The organism is Clostridium sp. AUH-JLR23 (genome assembly GCF_964238065.1).
Taxonomy (GTDB): Bacteria; Bacillota_I; Bacilli_A; order Erysipelotrichales; family Coprobacillaceae; genus Allocoprobacillus; species Allocoprobacillus merdigallinarum.
The window spans coordinates 25,088-45,233 of sequence record NZ_CAXSKY010000024.1 but is presented as its reverse complement, the minus strand read 5'-3'; the positions used below and the strand labels follow the sequence as shown (position 1 = coordinate 45,233).

The 20,146-nt window shown below is 32.4% G+C and carries 24 protein-coding genes; 19 read left to right on the top strand and 5 right to left on the bottom strand.

What is annotated here, in order from left to right; all coding sequences use genetic code 11:
* Window positions 1–271 precede the first annotated feature (271 nt).
* Window positions 272–1,060, bottom strand: coding sequence for a Cof-type HAD-IIB family hydrolase (locus ACESR5_RS11055; RefSeq protein WP_373155748.1), 789 nt, complete (start codon window positions 1,058–1,060; stop codon window positions 272–274).
* Between the two features lie 129 nt (window positions 1,061–1,189).
* Here ACESR5_RS11055 and ACESR5_RS11050 point away from each other — a divergent pair, with 129 nt between their 5' ends.
* Together ACESR5_RS11050 and gltA are read left to right on the top strand one after the other, a co-directional pair.
* Window positions 1,190–2,038: a sulfide/dihydroorotate dehydrogenase-like FAD/NAD-binding protein gene (locus ACESR5_RS11050; protein ID WP_087244328.1), complete on the top strand. Its 849-nt coding sequence runs from the start codon at window positions 1,190–1,192 to the stop codon at window positions 2,036–2,038.
* The gene (gene gltA / locus ACESR5_RS11045) at window positions 2,038–3,426 is read left to right on the top strand and encodes an NADPH-dependent glutamate synthase (RefSeq protein WP_373155745.1); all 1,389 of its coding nucleotides are present in this window, start codon (window positions 2,038–2,040) and stop codon (window positions 3,424–3,426) included. Before ACESR5_RS11050 ends, gltA begins: the two co-directional genes overlap by 1 nt.
* A 166-nt stretch (window positions 3,427–3,592) precedes the next feature.
* Here gltA and ACESR5_RS11040 read toward each other — a convergent pair whose 3' ends face one another.
* On the bottom strand, window positions 3,593–4,585 hold the full coding sequence (locus ACESR5_RS11040) for a LacI family DNA-binding transcriptional regulator (RefSeq protein WP_087303775.1): 993 nt from the start codon (window positions 4,583–4,585) through the stop codon (window positions 3,593–3,595).
* 164 nt (window positions 4,586–4,749) lie between these two features.
* On the opposite strand from ACESR5_RS11040, the gene ACESR5_RS11035 reads away from it, so the two are divergent.
* From ACESR5_RS11035 to ACESR5_RS11010, 6 genes are all read left to right on the top strand, one after another.
* Window positions 4,750–6,258 (top strand): UDP-glucose--hexose-1-phosphate uridylyltransferase, encoded by a 1,509-nt coding sequence (locus ACESR5_RS11035; RefSeq protein ID WP_373155742.1) that lies wholly within the window; start codon window positions 4,750–4,752, stop codon window positions 6,256–6,258.
* Window positions 6,251–7,264, top strand: coding sequence for an aldose epimerase family protein (locus ACESR5_RS11030; RefSeq protein ID WP_087244324.1), 1,014 nt, complete (start codon window positions 6,251–6,253; stop codon window positions 7,262–7,264). The genes ACESR5_RS11035 and ACESR5_RS11030 overlap by 8 nt, the downstream gene beginning before the upstream one ends.
* Window positions 7,264–8,544: a galactokinase family protein gene (locus tag ACESR5_RS11025; protein WP_087303777.1), complete on the top strand. Its 1,281-nt coding sequence runs from the start codon at window positions 7,264–7,266 to the stop codon at window positions 8,542–8,544. The genes ACESR5_RS11030 and ACESR5_RS11025 overlap by 1 nt, the downstream gene beginning before the upstream one ends.
* Before the next feature lie 166 nt (window positions 8,545–8,710).
* Window positions 8,711–8,902, top strand: a complete 192-nt coding sequence (locus ACESR5_RS11020) for a zinc-ribbon domain-containing protein (protein ID WP_373155739.1) — start codon at window positions 8,711–8,713, stop codon at window positions 8,900–8,902.
* 229 nt (window positions 8,903–9,131) lie between these two features.
* Complete coding sequence (locus ACESR5_RS11015; protein WP_087244321.1) at window positions 9,132–9,791, top strand: transcriptional regulator; 660 nt, start codon at window positions 9,132–9,134, stop codon at window positions 9,789–9,791.
* A gap of 15 nt (window positions 9,792–9,806) precedes the next feature.
* Window positions 9,807–11,447, top strand: a complete 1,641-nt coding sequence (locus tag ACESR5_RS11010; protein ID WP_087297198.1) for a putative manganese-dependent inorganic diphosphatase — start codon at window positions 9,807–9,809, stop codon at window positions 11,445–11,447.
* Between the two features lie 56 nt (window positions 11,448–11,503).
* Here ACESR5_RS11010 and ACESR5_RS11005 read toward each other — a convergent pair whose 3' ends face one another.
* Window positions 11,504–12,283 carry a Cof-type HAD-IIB family hydrolase gene (locus tag ACESR5_RS11005; RefSeq protein WP_087303780.1) on the bottom strand — a complete coding sequence of 260 codons (780 nt, stop codon included), beginning with the start codon at window positions 12,281–12,283 and terminating at the stop codon, window positions 11,504–11,506.
* 56 nt (window positions 12,284–12,339) lie between these two features.
* On the opposite strand from ACESR5_RS11005, the gene ACESR5_RS11000 reads away from it, so the two are divergent.
* From ACESR5_RS11000 to ACESR5_RS10950, 11 genes are read left to right on the top strand one after another with little or no spacing between them, the layout of a single operon-like run.
* Window positions 12,340–13,029, top strand: coding sequence for a glycerophosphodiester phosphodiesterase family protein (locus ACESR5_RS11000; RefSeq protein WP_373155736.1), 690 nt, complete (start codon window positions 12,340–12,342; stop codon window positions 13,027–13,029).
* Between the two features lie 7 nt (window positions 13,030–13,036).
* Window positions 13,037–13,555: an AbrB/MazE/SpoVT family DNA-binding domain-containing protein gene (locus ACESR5_RS10995; protein WP_087244317.1), complete on the top strand. Its 519-nt coding sequence runs from the start codon at window positions 13,037–13,039 to the stop codon at window positions 13,553–13,555.
* Window positions 13,546–13,818, top strand: a complete 273-nt coding sequence (locus ACESR5_RS10990; RefSeq protein WP_373155733.1) for an RNA-binding S4 domain-containing protein — start codon at window positions 13,546–13,548, stop codon at window positions 13,816–13,818. The genes ACESR5_RS10995 and ACESR5_RS10990 overlap by 10 nt, the downstream gene beginning before the upstream one ends.
* Before the next feature lie 57 nt (window positions 13,819–13,875).
* The gene (gene yabP, locus ACESR5_RS10985) at window positions 13,876–14,169 is read left to right on the top strand and encodes a sporulation protein YabP (RefSeq protein WP_087244315.1); all 294 of its coding nucleotides are present in this window, start codon (window positions 13,876–13,878) and stop codon (window positions 14,167–14,169) included.
* Complete coding sequence (yabQ, locus tag ACESR5_RS10980; protein ID WP_087936571.1) at window positions 14,169–14,591, top strand: spore cortex biosynthesis protein YabQ; 423 nt, start codon at window positions 14,169–14,171, stop codon at window positions 14,589–14,591. The genes yabP and yabQ overlap by 1 nt, the downstream gene beginning before the upstream one ends.
* Window positions 14,552–14,845, top strand: coding sequence for a septum formation initiator family protein (locus ACESR5_RS10975; RefSeq protein WP_087244313.1), 294 nt, complete (start codon window positions 14,552–14,554; stop codon window positions 14,843–14,845). The genes yabQ and ACESR5_RS10975 overlap by 40 nt, the downstream gene beginning before the upstream one ends.
* A 41-nt stretch (window positions 14,846–14,886) precedes the next feature.
* On the top strand, window positions 14,887–15,669 hold the full coding sequence (locus ACESR5_RS10970; protein WP_373155729.1) for an alpha/beta hydrolase: 783 nt from the start codon (window positions 14,887–14,889) through the stop codon (window positions 15,667–15,669).
* Between the two features lie 2 nt (window positions 15,670–15,671).
* On the top strand, window positions 15,672–16,490 hold the full coding sequence (locus tag ACESR5_RS10965) for a Cof-type HAD-IIB family hydrolase (RefSeq protein ID WP_373155726.1): 819 nt from the start codon (window positions 15,672–15,674) through the stop codon (window positions 16,488–16,490).
* A gap of 2 nt (window positions 16,491–16,492) precedes the next feature.
* The gene (locus ACESR5_RS10960; protein ID WP_129736033.1) at window positions 16,493–17,311 is read left to right on the top strand and encodes a Cof-type HAD-IIB family hydrolase; all 819 of its coding nucleotides are present in this window, start codon (window positions 16,493–16,495) and stop codon (window positions 17,309–17,311) included.
* Complete coding sequence (locus ACESR5_RS10955; RefSeq protein ID WP_087244310.1) at window positions 17,311–17,964, top strand: uracil-DNA glycosylase; 654 nt, start codon at window positions 17,311–17,313, stop codon at window positions 17,962–17,964. Before ACESR5_RS10960 ends, ACESR5_RS10955 begins: the two co-directional genes overlap by 1 nt.
* On the top strand, window positions 17,964–19,193 hold the full coding sequence (locus tag ACESR5_RS10950) for a folylpolyglutamate synthase/dihydrofolate synthase family protein (RefSeq protein WP_087244309.1): 1,230 nt from the start codon (window positions 17,964–17,966) through the stop codon (window positions 19,191–19,193). Before ACESR5_RS10955 ends, ACESR5_RS10950 begins: the two co-directional genes overlap by 1 nt.
* 40 nt (window positions 19,194–19,233) lie before the next feature.
* Here ACESR5_RS10950 and ACESR5_RS10945 read toward each other — a convergent pair whose 3' ends face one another.
* Both ACESR5_RS10945 and ACESR5_RS10940 read right to left on the bottom strand, forming a co-directional pair.
* Window positions 19,234–19,536 carry a spore coat protein GerQ gene (locus ACESR5_RS10945; protein ID WP_087297190.1) on the bottom strand — a complete coding sequence of 101 codons (303 nt, stop codon included), beginning with the start codon at window positions 19,534–19,536 and terminating at the stop codon, window positions 19,234–19,236.
* Window positions 19,537–19,544: 8 nt separating this feature from the next.
* Complete coding sequence (locus ACESR5_RS10940; protein WP_087244307.1) at window positions 19,545–19,967, bottom strand: cell wall hydrolase; 423 nt, start codon at window positions 19,965–19,967, stop codon at window positions 19,545–19,547.
* Window positions 19,968–20,146 lie beyond the last annotated feature (179 nt).

The following is a 20,146-nucleotide window of genomic DNA, read 5'->3' as shown; positions in this document are numbered from 1 at the left end:
TGAAACGCCGTGTAGGGAACCCTACGCACGGTGTTGTGAAAGGGGCGAAAGATATTAATTCTTAGCCCCTATTCAATGTTTAAAATGGCAATATTTAAAAAAGTTCACATAAAGTTCTTATGAAATTCACAATGAATTCATATGGCTGGGTTAATATATAAGTGTCTTAAGACAAGACATATAATATGATAAAATATAGACGACCCCTCTCCCTATATATCAAATTCGTCTATAAAAGCAAAAAGAACGTTTCCCCACGTTCTTTTTACTTTTATATAAGATGAAAATGTTCTAAAGCATGTTGAATACCATCCTGGTTAATAGGGGTTGTTATGTAAGTGACTTGGTCCAATAAAAGAGGATGACTATTTCCCATAGCAACTGATTCATGTGTATAAGTTAACATAGGTAAATCATTAAGGGAATCCCCCATACTTATAGTGTCTTTTAAGGTATATCCAAGATAATCAATCAAGTATTGAATACCAGTTGCTTTAGAATATGGAAGAGGCACAATTTCTAAGAAATCAATATCTCTTTGAATAATAAGAAAGTCGTTTTCTAATGCTTTTTTAAAGGCTTCAATTGGTGTGTCAGATTGATACCAGACAGTGAGTTTATCAAAAGGAACATCCTCATGACTAGAAAAACTGTGAACTTGAAAATGAAGATCCTGATATTTCTTTTTAATAGCTTGAATAAATGGATGCTTTAAATGTTGTGAAAAATAAACACCACTTTTTCCTTCTAACATTGCATCGACCTGATATTGATCAATGCTTTGAATCACTTTTTTTCTTAGTTCAAAATCTAATTCAGTATGAAATAATATTTTTTGTTGATATTCGATATAGGTTCCACAACCACAGACATAGCCATCAAAAGGAAGATCAGTGATGACCTTATCAATTGTAGAAATAGGACGACCAGTATTAATAAAACAAAGATGACCATTTTTTTGAGCTTTTTCAATAGCTTCAATTGTAGAGGCTGGCACAGATCCACTCTGTTCATCCAACAAAGTCCCATCTATATCAAAAAATATAAGTTTTTTATTCATAAAACATTTCTCCTTTTTCATATCATAAGCTATGAATCCTATAGTGGTCAAGAGATAATGATGATGTTGTATTGCGAAAAAATTATCCCTGTGATATAATTTTTTAAACTACGAGAGGGGTTGATCGAAATGTATAAGATTTTACACAAAGAAAAATTAAATGATGTTGTAGAGTTAATGGTTGTTCATGCACCCCATGTTGCGAGAAAATGTGAACCAGGACAGTTTATCATTTTAAGAGTGGGTGATGATGGAGAAAGAATCCCATTGACAATTGCTGATTATGATAGAGAAAAAGAAACAATTACGATTATTTATCAAATTGTTGGATATTCTACAAAAGCATTATCTTTATTAAATGAAGGTGATGAAATTACAGATTTTGTAGGACCTTTAGGAGAACCAACAAAATTACATGCTTCAAAACATGTTATTGGTGTTGCTGGTGGTGTAGGAAGTGCACCACTTTATCCACAGTTAAGAGCTTTAGCACAAATGGGTGTTGAGGTTGATGTGATTATTGGTGGAAGAGAAGCACAATATGTTTTATGGGCTGATGAATTTAGAAAGTTCTGTAAAAATGTTTATATAACAACAGATGATGGCTCACTTGGTAGAAAAGGCTTTGTAACTCAAGTGTTAGCTGATTTGATTGAACAAGGTGAAGAGATTGATGAAGTGATTGCGATTGGACCAGTGCCAATGATGAAAGCAGTTGTAGGTGTTACAAAACCCCATAATATAAAAACATCAGTTTCTTTAAATCCAATTATGATTGATGGAACAGGTATGTGTGGATGTTGTCGTGTAACTGTTGATGGTAAAATTAAGTTTGCTTGTGTTGATGGACCAGATTTTGACGGGTTACAAGTTGATTTCGATGAACTGATGGCACGTCAAAGAATGTTTAAAGAAGAAGAACATCAAATGGATGAAAAAGCAAATCGTATGTGTAATTTAATGGGAGGTGTTCAATAATGCCTAATATGTCATTAGAAAAGGTGAAAATGCCTGAACAGGAACCTCAGATTAGAAATCAGAACTTTAAGGAAGTTGCATTAGGATATACAAAAGAACAGGCTATGGAAGAAGCTACAAGATGTTTAAATTGTAAACATAGTCCATGTAAGAATGGTTGTCCAGTCGGTGTACCTATTCCTGAATTTATTGCCGAAGTTGCAAAAGGAAACTTTGAAGAAGCATATGACATTATTACACAGGAAAATGCTCTTCCAGCTATTTGTGGACGTGTCTGTCCTCAAGAAAATCAATGTGAAGGGAAATGTGTTCGTGGTATCAAAGGAGAATCAGTAGGAATTGGACGATTAGAAAGATTTGTTGCTGATTATCATCGAGATTATGGTCAAAAGAAAGACAATCATATTGAAAAGAATGGAAAAAAGGTTGCCGTTGTCGGAAGTGGCCCTGCAGGTATGACTTGTGCAGGAGAATTAGCGAAAAAAGGATATGATGTGACTGTTTTTGAAGCTTTGCATAAAACAGGTGGCGTTTTATCATATGGAATCCCTGAATTCCGTTTACCTAAAGATTTGGTTCAAAAGGAAATTGATGGGGTCGCTGATTTAGGTGTCAAATTTGAAACAAACGTTGTTGTTGGACGTTCTGTAACAATTGATGAATTACAAGAAGAAGGTTATGAAGCTATCTTTGTTGGAAGTGGTGCCGGACTTCCTCGTTTCCAAGGTATTCCTGGTGAAAATTTAAATGGTGTTTATGCAGCTAATGAATTTTTAACACGTGTCAATTTGATGAAAGGTTATGAATTTCCAAATCATCCGACACCAGTGAAAATTACTGAAACAGTTTGTGTTATTGGGGCTGGAAATGTCGCAATGGATGCTGCAAGAACCGCAAAACGTTTAGGAGCAAAAAATGTATATATTGTTTATCGTCGTGGTGAACAAGAAATTCCAGCCAGAGCTGAAGAAGTACATCATGCTAAAGAAGAAGGCATTATTTTCAAGTTGCTTACAAATCCAGTCAAAATTGAAGGAGAAGATGGTTGGGTTAAATCTATGGAATGTGTAGAAATGGAACTTGGAGAACCTGATGAAAGTGGTAGAAGAAGACCAGTTGTAAAGGAAGGTTCTAACTTTGTTATTGAAACGGGAACAGTGATTGTTTCTATTGGTCAAAGTCCTAATCCATTAATCAGACAGACAACACCTGGTTTAGATACTCAAAAATGGGGTGGAATCATTGTGGATGAAGAAACGATGAAAACATCTAAAGATGGTGTTTATGCTGGTGGCGATGTTGTCACTGGAGCAGCTACAGTTATTTTGGCTATGGGCGCTGGTAAAAAAGCAGCTCAAGCGATTGATGAAGCATTAAAACAAAAATAAAACAGGAAAATGAAGTGATCTTTATGATCGGATTATCCAAATCATAAGGGTTGCTTCATCAGTCCTGTTTTTTATTTATCTAAGATATATAGATTTTACAAAATTGATTTTTTATAAAGATTTCAGTTGATAAACACGAAGTTTATCATATGATTTTTGTTAGAAATTATAAAGCTTGACATGATTCTCTTTCTACTAAATAACATGGGAGTTGAATACGCATTGGTAAGAGTTTGGTATGATCTTTAATAGCCTGATGAAGTAATCTGGCCCCAAATTGTCCCATATCAAATGCAGGAGCATAAAAAGTTGTAAGAGGCGGATATGTATAATTGCTGGCATCAATATTATCAAAACCAATAATAGAAATATCGTCAGGAATATGGAAACCATAATCATTCAAAGCTTTCATTGCGCCCATCGCAATCGGATCACTGGCAGCAAAAAGAGCTGTTGGTAAATGATGAGATTGAATCATGTTTGACATCATAGCATAACCTGATTCACTGGTAAATTCTCCTTCAATCATATAATCCTCATATTCTATTTGATATTCTTTAGCATATTTGATAAAAGATTTTTTTCTTATATCATCATAAGCTTGTCCATCATCTAAATATTCAACACCACCAAGATAACCAATCTTTTGATGACCTAGATCTGTTAAATATGTCAGAGCTTGTTTTAAAGCTAAATCAAAATCTAAAACAATCGAACATTCTTTTAAATTTTCATAATCCATATCCAATAAAATAATAGCATCATTATATTTTTTTAAAGTTTCAATATGACTTTTACTAAATTTACCTAGGCAAATAATACCGTCAATTCCCTTTAAAGACTTTTCAATGTTCACATCATCTTTAAATATTCTTCTTAAAATAATTCCGTTTTTGGCACAATAATCTTCTACACCATGACGTAAAGTTAAGTAGTAGGGATCATTGATTTCCTGTTGTAAAGAATACCATTGAATCAGACAAATATGAATACCAGGGTCATTTTTCTTTTTCTTTTGGTATTGCAGTGCTTTTGCGGCTTCTAAGACATTTTCTCTTGTTTGTTGAGGAACGCTTAATGTAGGATCATTGTTTAAGATGCGGGAAACTGTCGCAATTGAAACTTGAGCCATTTGGGCAATATCTTTTAAAGTGGCCATAATTACCTCCTTGTTTTCTATATTATATAGGAAAATGTTATAAAAAGCCATGAAATTCATAGAATAACTTTATAAGTAAAATTTTACTTAAAAATAAGTAAATAATGTTTGAAGTTTTGTTGGAAGCGTGGTATGGTATAGGTAAGAAAAGGGAGGGTCAAAATATGAACCATGAGATTAATCAGTTAATACAATTTGGGTTAGATCATCATCTGATTCAAGAGGAAGATGTGGACTATACAGTCAACTTACTGTTGGATTTATTAAAAATGAATGAATTTTATAAAGAAGATATTCATGAAACGATTAGTGACAGTACAGGTATTTTAGAAAAGATGTTAGACTATGCAGTGGGTAAGGGAATTATTGAAGATAGTATTGTGGAAAAAGATTTATTTGATACACGCATTATGAATTGTCTGATGCCTAGACCTAGTGAGGTGATTCGAGAATTTCGTCAACGCTATGCCCGTTCTCCTCAGGATGCGACAAAGTATTTTTATCAGCTTTCTATTGATTCTCATTATATTCGTAAAAACAGAACGGACCAGAATATTAAATTTCAAAAATATTATAAATATGGCAATATAGATATTACGATTAATCTGTCTAAACCAGAGAAAGATCCTAAAGATATTGCAAAAGCAAAGTTAGTCAAAACAAGTGGATATCCTCAATGTTTACTATGCAAAGAAAATGTAGGTTTTAGCGGTGATTTTAATCGTCCTGCCAGACAAAACCATCGTATTATTCCATTGAAATTAAATGCTACGGATTATTATTTACAATACTCACCTTATGTTTATTACAATGAACACTGTATTGTTTTAAATAAAGAACATATTCCTATGGTGATTAATCAAGATACGTTTCAACATCTTTTATCCTTTGTTGAACAGTTTCCTCATTATATGTTAGGTTCTAATGCAGATTTACCAATTGTAGGAGGATCAATTTTAACACATGATCATTATCAGGGTGGATGTTATGAGTTTCCAATGAATAATGCAGATGTTATTAAAACAATGTCATGGGATAAATATCCTGATTTAAAGATTGAAATATTAAAATGGCCACTTTCAACAATCAGAGTAACTTGCCAAGATTCACAAAAAATTGTTGAATTTGCGACAAAAACATTAAAAGCATGGAAGAATTATTCTAATCCATCTCTAGATATTCTTTCACACAGTGATCAAACACCACATAATACCATCACTCCAATCGCAAGAATGAAAAATCATGACTATCAAATGGATCTTGTCTTAAGAAATAATCGAACTTCTCAAGAACATCCTGATGGTATTTTTCATCCTCATGCTTCATTGCATCATATTAAAAAAGAAAATATTGGTTTAATAGAAGTGATGGGTTTAGCAGTTTTACCAGCACGTTTGAAAGTGGAATTGGAATTATTAAAAGACTGTCTATTAGGAAAAAAAGAAATCAGTGAATATCCTGAATTACAGAAACATGAATTATGGTATAATGAAATCAAAGAAAACTATCAGATTCAAGAAGATACGGTTGATGATGTTTTGAAAACAGCTCTCACAATAAAGTTTGTAGAAGTTTTAGAAGATGCTGGTGTTTTTAAAATGAATGATGAAGGTATTGAAGCGTTTTGTAGTTTTGTAGAGTCATTATGTAAGGAGGAGGATAATAATGATTGAAGTGATCAAACATATAGATGATCAAATTGATTTGATTTCTATGAAAAATGAACAATTAGAAGTTGTTGTATCCAATTATGGATGTACAATTATCAAAGTTATCATGGCAGATAAAAATGGACATAAAGATGATGTCGTTTTAGGTTATGATGATTTTACACAATACCAGACATTAGATGCTTATTTAGGAGCGTTGGTAGGAAGAGTTGCAAATAGAATTAAAGCAGGACAATTTAGTTTAAATGGTCAAGATTACCATTTGGCTGTTAATAACGGTCCTAACCATTTACATGGTGGGATCAAAGGATTTAGTTATCAGGTTTTTGATTACACAATTGAAGATGAACACACATTAAAACTTCACTATTTATCAAAAGATGGAGAAGAAGGTTATCCAGGTGATTTAGATTTAACAGTCATATATACATTAAAAGATGATACTTTAACAGCTCATTATCAGGCAACATCATCAGCAGATACACTTATTAATATTACAAATCATTCATATTTTAATTTGTCAGGACACAAAGAAAACATCTATCAGCATACTTTACAGATTCATGCATCCCAATTTGCCTGCGTTGACTCTGATGGTTTAACAACTGGTGAATTGAAAGATGTTGAAGGAACACCATTTGATTTCAGACAACCTGCACTTATTGGTGAAAGAGTAGAACAGGATGATGAACAGTTAAAAATTGGTAAAGGATTTGATCATCCATTTCTTTTTGATACGCAAAGCAATCAGGTGATTTTAACTCATGAGCCAACAGGAAGACAATTGATTGTGTCAACGACTTTACCACAAGCTCAGATTTATACAGCTAATTATTTGGATGGAAGATTAGGAAAATATGGAGAACGCTATTATGCAAGAGATGCAGTATGTATTGAAACACAGAATATGCCTGATGCGATTCATTTAGAAGAACATCCAACAACACTATTAAAGAAAGGAGAAACATATGATGAAATAACATCATATCAGTTTAAAGTTATTCAATAATGAAAAAAGCAAGTTTAATTATTCAAGATATTCAAAACAATGTTTATAATGATACATTTTTAGATATTTATGTTGATCAGGAACAATTAGAACATCAAAAATCAAGATATGTTCAAGCTATTGAAAAATTCATTGATTTATATGGTGATCAGGAAGTCAGCATTTATAGCACACCTGGAAGAAGCGAGGTTTGTGGGAATCATACTGATCATCAACATGGGGAAGTTTTAGCTGCAGCTATTAATTTAGATATCATTGCAGTGGTTGCAAAAGATGATACAAAGATTAAAATTTTATCTGATGATTATGATATTGAAGCTATTCACATTGATGATTTGACATTAAGAGAAAATGAAAAAGAGTCATCAGAAGGATTGATTCGTGGTATTCTTGCTAGATTCCAACAACTTCAACATAAAATTGGTGGCTTTGTTGGATATATGACAAGTGATGTTTTACAAGGATCTGGATTATCTTCATCAGCTGCCTTTGAAGTGATGATTGGAACAATATTATCAGGTATGTATAATGATATGAAAGTAGATCCTGTCACAATTGCGAAAATTGGTCAATATAGTGAAAATGTTTACTTTGGAAAACCATGTGGATTAATGGATCAATGTGCCTGCTCAGTGGGAAGTTTGATTCATATTGATTTCAAGGATAATGAAAATCCTATTGTAGAAAAAATAAATGTTGATTTTCCACGTTTCCATCATAGTTTGTGTATTGTTGATGTCCATGCTTCACACGCTGATTTAACAGAAGATTATGCGTCTATTCCTGAAGAATTGAAAGAAGTCGATCATTTCTTCCATCAGGAATACTTAAGAGATGTGGACGAAAAAGAATTTTATGAACATTTAACTGAAGTCAGAGAAGCAGTCAATGACCGTGCTGTTTTAAGAGCCATTCATGTCTTTAAAGAAAATAAACGTGTTCAACAGGCTGTTCAGTCATTAAAACAGGAAGACTTTGATACTTTTAAGACAATTGTCAAAGCTTCAGGAGAAAGTTCGTTTAAATATCTTCAAAATATTTATTCTAATCATTATGTTGGACAACAGGCTGTTTCTTTAGCTCTCGCATTGTCTGAAAATTTATTAGGAGCACATGGAGTATGTCGTGTTCATGGTGGTGGTTTTGCTGGAACAATTCAAGCTTTTGTAGAAGATGATTATGTTGAAGCATATAAACAGGGAATTGAAAAATATTTTGGTGAGGGAAGTTGTCATATTTTAAAAATCAGAAAATATGGTGGTATGAAAGTTATTGATTAAAATGATAGGAGACTTAATTTCTATAAAAGAAGTTAAGTCTTTTGTTTTATAGTTTGGATTATGTTTGTTTTGTTATTGAATTCAAAATGATATAATAATATGAAGAAGAGTTATTTTAAAGAATTGAATATGATAATGATGTCATGAAAAGATTGTAGAAAAGGAAGTGGTTTTTGTGTATTGTCAGCATTGTGGAAAAGTGGTTCAGGAGGATATGCAGTATTGTCCAAATTGTGGCTATCCCTTACAAAATTCACCATATGTCTATCATGAAACAGATGCACCCAGTTTTTTTATTTGCTCTGATCTCCTTTTTTGCGCCACTTGTAGGATTGGTTTTATATATCATTTGGCGTAAAGACTTTCCTCAAAAAGCGAAGTCCTGTATGAATGGTATGATATGTGGCATCATTGCAGAAATTCTTGTCACAATCTTTTTGATGAGCTATCTTTCACAGAATATAATGGGAGTGATGATCAATATATGATTGATGCATCTATAGAAATTTCATAATTAGTTTTTATCATGATAAAAAAGCTATCTCTTTTTGAAAATATAGTGTATAATCACATTGGAGGCGAAATTCATGTATAAATTATTAGAACCCTATGCAAAGTTAGTTGATTTTTTAGGGGAGGCTTTAGGTGATAATGTGGAAGTAGCGCTTCATGATCTCACTTCCAAAGAACAGGAAATTGTTGCGATTGCGAATAGTCATATTTCTGGTAGAGAAATAGGTGCTAAATTATCTAATTTATCTATTCATTACTTAAAAACAAAACAATATAAAGATCATGATTATGTCATGAATTATAAAACAACAGGTAGTGATGGAAAATTACTTCGTTCAGCAACATACTTTATCAAAGAAGATGGGCAGGAAATGCCTGTAGGAATGCTTTGTGTCAATGTTAATATTTCTGATTATGAATATATAGAAACGACATTAAAAAGAATTCTTGGTATTAAAGAACGTAAAGACGTAGAATTTAAGCTTGATAATCCAATTGAGATTTTATCATCACCATTGGATGAAATGATTGATAAATATATTAAAGAATGCCTGGAAAAAATGGGCTTTCCAAGTTATTTTCTAGTTGAAAGATTAAATGTTGAAGAAAAGATCAAGGTTGTCAAATACTTACAGGAAAAAGGAACATTTAAAGTCAAGGGTGCAATTGTACTTGTTGCTGAAAAATTGGCTGTAAGTGAACCGACAATTTATCGTTATTTAAAGAAAATGTAGAGAAAGGGGATAGACATGAAAGATATTGTTTTTGTCAGTGGGCATAAAAATCCAGATAGTGATTCTATTTGTAGTGCGATTGCTTATGCCAATTATTTATTTACAATTGGACGTTATAATGCGGTACCAGTCAGATTAGGAGAAATTAATAAGGAAACGGAATATATTTTAAAAAGATTCCATACAGAGATTCCAGTTTTATTAAAAACTGTTAAACAGACAGTTGAAGACTTAGAATATGATAAAGTGACAGTCTTTTCAAAAGAATTAACATTAAAAACAGCATGGTCATTAATGAAACAGCAGAATTTAAAAAGTGCTCCTGTATTAGATGATCATAGTCAGTTATTGGGATTATTATCAACTTCTAATATTATTGAAGGATATATGGACCAATGGGACAGTCAAATTCTAAAAGAAGCAAATACACCAATTGAAAATGTGATTGATACATTGGATGCAAGTATTCTTTATTTGGATAAACAGTTAAAGACAATCAAAGGTGAAATTCATATTGCCGCTATGACTGGCGAAGAAGCTAGTAAACGTGTGCATGAAAATGATGTTGTCATTGTAGGTGGAGATCGTGATGAAGCGATTGAACATTTAATGAATAAAAAGATATCATTGATTATTTTAACTGGATCACTTTCTATCTCTAAAGAATTATTACAGCGTTGTGCAGATGCACATATGAGTGTCATTTCAACACCATTCAATACATTCATGGCATCACAACAAATCATTCAGGCTGTACCAGTAGAATATGTGATGCAAAAAGGTGGTTTAACAACTTTTTCAACTGATGATACAGTCGATTATGTTAAAGAAGTCATGAGTGAAACACGTTATCGTAGTTACCCAGTTATTGATTTTATGGGTAGAGTTGTTGGATCTATTTCACGTTATCAGGTGTTAAATGGAATGAAGAAGAAAGTCATTCAAGTCGATCACAATGAAAGAAGTCAGGCTATTGATGGCATTGAAGAAGCTGAAATTTTAGAAATCATTGACCATCATAGAGTTGCTGATATTCAAACAGTTGGACCAGTATTATTTAGAGCTGAACCAGTTGGATGTACTGCAACAATTGTAGCAAAATGCTATAAAGAATCTGGTGTTGAGATTCCTCAAGATATGGCTGGTTTAATGTTAGGGGCTATTATCAGTGATACATTGTTATTTAAATCTCCGACATGTACACCAACCGATACCAAAATGGCTAAAGAACTTGCAGCTATAGCTGGAGTAGATATTCAAGAATTTGGTATGAGTATGTTTAAAGCAGGAACTTCATTGGTTGGTAAAACTGTTGAAGAAATCTTCAATCAGGATTATAAGAAGTTTACATTTGGTGATTTATCAGCAGGTGTTGCACAAGTCAATACAATGGATATTGAAGGATTTGCTCCATATAAAAAAGATATGCTTGATTATATGGAACAGGTTGCAAAAGATAATCATATGGAATTTACAATGTTGCTTTTAACTGATGTTATTAATGCGACAAGTGAAGTTTTAGTCGCAGGGCCTCGTAAAGATTATGTGGAAACAGCTTTCCATGTTGAACTTGTTGATCAGCAGGCAAGTTTACCTGGTGTTATTTCAAGAAAGAAACAAGTTGTACCTGTGATTACTGAAGTTTTAACACAATAAATCAAAGGACAAGGTTTTCATGCCTTGTCCTTTTATCAAAAATGATAAATGAATATTTAGATGATATGATGTCTTTTGAGTGCCTGATAAATACCATCATGATCAATATCATCAGTGACTTCATCAGCGGCTTCTTTGACTTCATCCTTTGCATTTCCCATTGCAACACCAATGTTAACTAACTTTAACATGTCTATATCATTATGCCCATCACCAAATGCCATTGTTTCTTCAAGTGAGATATGATAGCTTTTTAAAACTTCTAAAATGCCATTTTGTTTACCACCCTTTTTTGGAATGATATCAATGGCTAAATCATGCCAACGTGTATATTGGCAGTGGGGCATCTGTTGGAGAATTTCTTGTTCTTGTTCAACTGTAATATCATAAGGAATGACTTGATAAATAGGATGAGTCAAACCACGTTTTAAATCACCTAATTCAGGTAAAGGGGTAGAAATGGCCTTTTGAACCGTTTCAACAGCTTGATTGTGGTAATTGATATACATTTTATCATCTTCAACAAAAATACATGGAAATGGTTTTTGATCAATGAAAGAAAGAATTTGTTGAATATCTTGTGGATCGATTGGTAAATCATAAATCACTTTGTTTTTGTTGTAACAGTATTGACCATTAAGTGTAATATATCCTTCAAATTCTAAATCATCTAAAGGTAAATCCCTGATTTCAGAAATATGTCTTCCTGTTGCGATAAAAGTATAAATTCCTTTTTCTTTTAATAGTTGTAGAGCTAATTTAGTAGATTCAGGAACACTTTGTGTTGAGTGTGATAAAAGAGTTCCATCAATATCAAAAAATATAGCTTTAATCATTTGTAACACCTCACATTTATAGTATAATATTATAGCATAGTGCAGGTGATAAAGATATGAAATTATTCGCTCATAGAGGATATAGTGCTCAGTATCCAGAAAATACCATGGAAGCTTTTGTTCAAGCTTACCAAAAAGGCTTTGATGGCGTGGAAACAGATGTTCATATGACCAAGGATGGTCAACTGGTTTTGATTCATGATGAAACCATTGATCGAACAAGTGATGGAAAAGGATATATTCAAGACTACACATATGATGAATTAAAAAGATTTTCATTTTCTCATGGATCTGCTGGTTATTATCCTTTACCATTATTAAAAGATTTACTGACTTTTATTCAAGATAAAGATTTTTTAGTCAATATTGAACTTAAGACAGATGTTATTCATTATACTGAGCTTGAAGAAAAAGTGCATCAGCTGGTCTGTCAGTTAGGTGTTGAAAAGAAAATTTATTATTCATCATTTTATTTACCATCAGTATTAAAAATGAAAAGTCTTTATCCACAAGGATATGTAGGATATTTAATGGAAGAAAATTATGATAAAAAATATCAGGAGCTTCTCAAATATCATATTGGTGCTTTTCATCCACGTTATGATTTTTTAAATAGCCAAAGAATCAACCAATTAAAACAACACAATATTCTTGTTGCTTCATGGACAATTCCTGATTTTAAAGAATATCAAAGATTAAAAGAATTGGGAGTGGATATACTAATATCAAATGAATATTTGAGGTGAAAGAGTCATGAAAACAACTGGAATGGTCAGAAGAATTGATGATTTGGGAAGAATTGTTATACCTAAAGAAATTAGAAAACAGTTAATGTTGAAAGAAGGAGAAAGTGTTTCGTTTGCAGTAGAACATAATCACATTGTTTTAACAAAATTTTCTATCTTGCATAAATTAAGTCCCACAATTCAAATCTTATTAGAACGTCTTTATAGTAAGTACCATAATACATTTTTACTATGTGATAAAAGATGTATTGTGGTCTGTTCATCAGATGGACTGGCTAAATATCAAAGACGTGATTTAACAAAAGATTTTCTATTATTATTAGATCAAAAAGAACAGCATATTGAAACGACGATGGAATTTTATGGTAAGCAGGAACAAGTGACTATTTATCCATTGCTTTGTGAACAGGAAATACAAGGGGCTTTGATTATGTTAAGTCATCAGACACCTTATTATTTAATGGATCAGACTTTGCTGGATTTTGTGAAAGATATTATTGAGGAGGAAATAGAATCGTGCGTTTAGATAAATTTTTAAAAGTATCAAGAATTATTAAAAGAAGAACTTTGTCCAAAGAAATGAGTGAAGCTTCACGTGTTAAAGTGAATGGAAAGGTCGCAAAACCTTCCACTCAATTAAAGATAGATGACATCATTGAAGTAGAATTTGGACGTAGTATTCTTGTGGTGAAAGTCAAAGAATTAAGAGATCATGTTTTAAAAGATGATAGTCATATGTTATATGAAATTATAGAAGAGAAGAAAAAGCCAGAGGTTACAATTTTGTAGACCTTTTTTTAGCATAATTCTTTTTGATATACATATGTTGATGTAGGAGGGTTGAATATGGATAATAGTTTACATTTTGAACAGACGCCTTATCATCATGTATGTTTAAAAGATCGTAAAAGTTTAGAGTTAACAGGAGTTAAAAAAATAGAAAGTTTTGATGCATATGAATTTTTGATTGAAACATCCCTAGGTTATTTAAATATTACAGGAAGTGAACTGACGTTAGTGCGTTTAGATCAAGATCAAAATGAAGTCAGTATTCGTGGCAATATTGATAGTATCAGTTATGTTTCAGATAAGAAAAAGCAACATCCTAAAGAAAAAATGTTTAATAAACTCTTGAAATAATGTCTTTAATTGTACAGTTTCAATGTCTGTTTTATTCCTTTTTATTTGGTTTTGTCATGACGGGTGTTTATCATATCATGAATCGTTTGTTGTATGGTATTCCCATGTTTTTAAGATACATTTGTCAATGTCTGATAGGTATCTGTTTTGGAATGCTTTATTTCTATGGTTTGGTGTTCTTGAATGAAGGAATTTTAAGACTTTATTTTTTTATTTTTATGTTGATGGGATATTTGTTATATAGTCATTATTATGCGTATTATCTTTTGTACTTTTTAGAAAAGATTGTATCTATTTTCAAAAGAATATTCTCACCTTTTATCTTCTTTTTTCGTTATATTAATGGTATAATACAAAAAAGAATAGGAAGGATGAAGAGAAAATGGCAAAAAAGAAAACACCAAGATATAAAAAACTCTTAGGCTTTGTCTATATTGGTCTTTCTGCTTTGCTGATTTATACCCTAGGAGTGAATGCTTATCGTGTCATAGGTCAAAAGCAGCAGCTCGCACAACTAGAAGAAAGAAAGGCAGAATTAGAAAAGGAAAAGAAAGAATTATCTGAAGAAGTGGAACTTTTAGCGGATGATGATTATGTTGCCAGATATGCCAGAGAGCAATATATTTTTCCTGATGATGGAGAAGAGGTTATTAAATTACCAGAAACAAAAAAATAAGCTCGGGCTTATTTTTTTGTCTTATCAAAGGAGGTTGTGAAATGTTTGTATCTTTTTGTTTTCCCATGAAAACATTACAGCGAGAACGTGAAATTATTGTATATTTACCAGATGATTATTATCAACAAAATAAAGATTATCCTGTTCTTTATATTCAAGATGGACAAAATGCTTTCTTTGATTATTCCTCTTATTGTGGTATAAGTTGGGGATTTTTAGAGTATGTCAAACAAACAGGAATGGAAATCATCCTTGTCGCCATTCCATGCAATGAAACAGGTTTTAAACGTATGGATGAGTATGGTCCATGGAAGATTAATGAAGCATTGTCTTATCAGGAAACGGGTCAAAAAGGCATGATTATTGGTGGAGAAGGAAAAGCTTATATTGATTGGTTAAAAGATGAGCTTAAACCTTATATTGATCAACGTTTTCGTACCCAAAAAGAAAATACTGGTATTGTGGGTAGCTCTATGGGGGCAGTTATTAGTGCTTATGGGGCTCTTCGTTATCCTGATGTTTTTAAAAAGTGTGCGGCTTTATCTACCGCTTTCTGGTTCTATGTTGATGAATTTTTAGATGTGATCAGGCATCAACAATATAGTCAGGATAATCGTTTTTATTTGGACTTGGGTGAATTTGAAAGTGGTGATGATCAAAAGATTAATCAATGGTACATAGAAAGCAATCAAATCATTTACGAGCAATTACAATCTCGAATAGAACATCTGGAAGCCCATTATTTTGAAGGGGCTGGACATAATGAAAGCGAATGGCGTCAAAGAGTGCCTCTATTCATGGCATTTTTATATGGGGAGGAATAATCATGTATCAAATGATTTTATCCGATTTAGATGAAACATTGTTAGTCAATCATCATGTCCCTAAGTTTAATCAGGAAGCTATCAGACAGCTTAAGGATGTTAAGTTTGTGCCAGCGACGGGACGCTCATTTTCAATGATTGAAGACATTCTTAAAGAAATTGGAACAGCCAACCAGGCCCATGAATATTCTATTTGTTTTAATGGTGGGCTGATTGTAGAAAATCAAAATGCTCAAATATTGTCTTTTCAGGGATTAACTTTTGATCAGGCTAAACAACTTTTTGACTTAGGAGAAAATTATGATGTATGTATTATGATTTTTACATTAAATCATTGTTATTTATTTAAACCAGATCCAACGGAGATTGCAAGAAAAAAAGCTCAAAAAGCAGCGTTTACGGTTATAGATGATTATCATATGGATTTTTTAAAAAATGAAAAGATTGCGAAATTTTTATATGTCAAACCTGATATGGATTATTTAAAGAATGTTGAACAAGATTTACCAGAGGATATCAAAAAACAGTTTTCAATCAGTTATTCATCATATCGTTATCTGGAATTTAATCCTTTAGGTGTCAGTAAAGGGGCAGCATTGAAATGGTTAGCTGATTATCTTCATATAGATAAACAAAATGTGATTGCGATTGGTGATAATTATAATGATGTTTCGATGATTCAGGAAGCTGGTTTAGGTGTTTGTGTGGCTGGAGGAGCTCAAGATATTCAAGCCATCAGTGATTATGTTACAACGGTGGACTATGATCAGGGAGCTGTTAAAGAAGTGATTGAAAAATTTATTTTAAAGGGGGAAAAATAAAAGTGAAATATAAAGTGATCGCAAGTGATATGGATGAAACATTGTTGAATGATCAACATAAGATCTGTCAGAGAAATATTGATTTTATACGAATGGCGAAAGAAAAAGGAGTGAAATTTGTCCCAGCAACTGGGCGTGGTTTCATGTCTATTCAACGTGATTTAAAATTATTAGGATTGTATGATATACCACAAGAATATGTCTTATCTTTCAATGGTGGAGCTTTAACAGAAAACAAAGATAATAAGCTTTTATATTTTGAAGGACTTTCTTTTGAAAAGACAAAAGAAATCTTTGAATTTGGTTTACAGCAAGATGTCTGCCAGCATATTTATACAAAGGATAAAGTATATGTTTATAATTTATCTGAATCTGAAGCGAAGCGTATTCGTGAACAACAGGTTGAATGTGAAATTATGACTGAAAATACAATGGATTTTCTAAAAGATGAGCCTATCTCAAAAATTCTTTTTCAAAATACAGATGTGCCTTATTTAATGAGTCTGGAACCTCAAATGAAAGCTATCACTGAGGGAATGTGTGCAGTAAGCTATTCTTCTAATCGTTATATGGAATTTAATAAGATTGGTGTGGATAAAGGACAGGGATTAAAACATTTAGCTCAAATCATTGGTGTTGATTTATCTGAATGCATTGCTGTAGGGGATAATTATAATGATTTACCAATGTTAGAAGTTGCTGGTTTATCAGTTGCAGCTGGTAATGCTGTGGAAGATGTGAAAAAAGTTTGTGATGTTGTCACAAAAGCAGATAATAATGAAGGTGTCATTGCTGAAATTGTAGAAAGGTTTATTCTTTAATGGATTTTAAAACAATTATTGATCATGAACGTCAACAGCCTTATTATCAGCAGTTAGAAGCTTTTGTGAATCATGAATATCAGATACATACGGTTTATCCACCTCGCAATCGTATTTTTCATTGCTTTAATTTTAAAGATTATGATGATATTAAAGTTGTCATTATTGGGCAGGATCCTTATCATGAAGAACATCAGGCTAATGGCTTGGCTTTTAGTGTCGCAAAGGGTGTGCAAATTCCACCGAGTCTGGTTAATATTTATAAAGAAGCACATGATGATGTTGGAATTGATATTCCTCGTCATGGTGATTTATCTGCGTGGGCACATCAGGGTGTGTTATTATTAAATACTGTTTTGACAGTACAAGCTCATCGTGCTAATTCTCATAAAGAAAAAGGATGGGAAATTTTCACCAATCATATTATTGAGGCTATGAATCAAAGAGAGAAGCCATTAGTATTTATATTGTGGGGAAGACAGGCTATTGATAAAGCGAAAATGATTGATCAGACCAAACACTGTGTCATTACTAGCCCTCATCCTTCACCTTTATCAGCTTATCGTGGTTTTTTTGGTTCGAAACCTTTTTCTAAAACGAATCAGTTTTTAATAAGTCAAGGGATAGAACCGATAGATTGGAGGATTCGTTAATGTTTACTCATGTGAATGATGCCATTGCATATATAGAATCAAAAAGAAGTAAAAGAACAATTGATCAATTTCGAGAAACCTTAAATAAATGTCACATTTTAATGAAACAAAAAAATATGATACATATTGCTGGAACCAATGGAAAAGGTTCAACTGTGAATTATTTAAGAAGTATCTTAAATGCTCATGGATATAAAGTTGGAACTTTTACATCACCTTATTTGATCAGTCATAATGATCGTATTCGTGTTGATGATATTCCTATAAGTGATGAAGATTTATTGAAATACGTGAATCAATATTATCGCATCATTGAAGAAGATCAGTTATCTATGTTTGAAATTGATGTCTTAATCATGTTGGCTTATTTTCAATCTTTAGATTTGGATTATCGTATCATTGAAACGGGTATTGGTGGTTTGAATGATAAAACAAATGTCATTGATCCTATTGTCAGTGCTATTACGAATATAGGGCTTGATCATCAAAAACAATTAGGGGATATTTATGATATTATTAATGAAAAGATGGGTATCATAAAACCTAATCAGATGTTTATTACCAGTGAAACAAAGGGAACAATTCTAGCAAGATTTCAAGAACAATGTGATGCTATGGGAGCAGTGATGTATGTCGTTCCAGAATATCAGGTGTCACGTTATCCATTCCATTTTAGATATCGTGATATGGCATTTACCTTGGAAAATCAAGGAATCTATCAGGTAACAAATGCCAGACTTGCTTTAACTATTGCTTCAAAACTTATTAAGTTTGATCCTGTTGTTACACAACCAGCGATTGAACAGGCTTCATGGAAAGGGCGTTATGAAACATTATCTTATCATGATGTACAGGTTGATATTGATGGAGCACATAATATGCCTGGAATCCAAGCTTTGTTGCAGACATTAAGAGTCAAAAAAGAAAAGGATGTAGCGATTGTCTTTTCTTGTTTGAATGATCGTGATGTTGATGAGATGATTGATGAAATGTTAAAAGCAGGTTATCCTGTCTATGTGACAACGTTTCAGGATGAAAGAGCTATTGATTTATCGACCATAGAACCACGTCCTCAATTAACAATTGTTAAAAGTTATATTGAGGCTATGCAGACAGCTTATATAAAAAAACAGCATATTGTGGTAACGGGGTCATTGCATTTTATCTCGAAAGTGAGAAAATATCTGATTGAATTAAAAAATCAGGAATTAAAGAAAGTAAGTGAATAAAAACCAATAAAGAACGAAACTTTATTGGTTTTTTTAATTGCTATCGTGTATTAAAATTGATAGGTTCATCAAATTCGGCCCAAACGAAATAGACAAATTGAAAAATATAATATTTTTGATTTTTGGGGTCACGTACGACAAAATGGTCACGTCCTACTTCTTCGATAATACCTTTGTATACACGATCGCGCCAGTCTTCACTGCCAGTATATGTGAAGTAAAAAGTACCAAGTTTTCCGATATTTAAACGTAAAATATTTTCTAAATAAGTCTGTTCAGAAATGGGAGTTGGTAGAGATGAAGTTTGAGATCCGGGAACGATTGTTTGATTGTTTGTATCCATATATCCTCCTATAAGTCGCAATTTAATTTAGCACCAGGTGCATAGAAACAGTGATTTTTGTAACGTCCGCTGAGTTCGCCATAAAATTGTTGGGGGCATGAGACATTGCTGCCAGGATTTTTAAACCATAAGGCATTTGTAGCTGGTTCAATACGATAACCATCAATATTGCGTAAAGCCAGTTCTTTTTCTTTGGCGTTAACAGGTTGATTGAATAATGGTTGTCCGACCCCAGAAAAAGCATTTTTTTGATAAACAACTTCAGAAATTGTGCGTGTATCTTTAAAAACATCGCAGTTAGCTACGACACGATTTACGACAACATTACCGACCATCAACATACCTTCTTCACCTTCGCCTAATGCTTCAGCTTTCATAATGCGTGCCAGTAAATCAACATCAGAATCGTTGTATAAGATTCTAGGAGACATTCTAATCACCTCTATTCACTATATGAAAAAATTTAGAAAAGTTGCTAAAAATAAAAAAATATTGATGAGTTCAATATTATTTAAAAACAGGATGAAATTGATAAAAATTTGATAAAAATTTTTAATTAAAATTGACATGAAATAGTATTTTTTTAAAAAAGATTGTGATAAAATAGAGG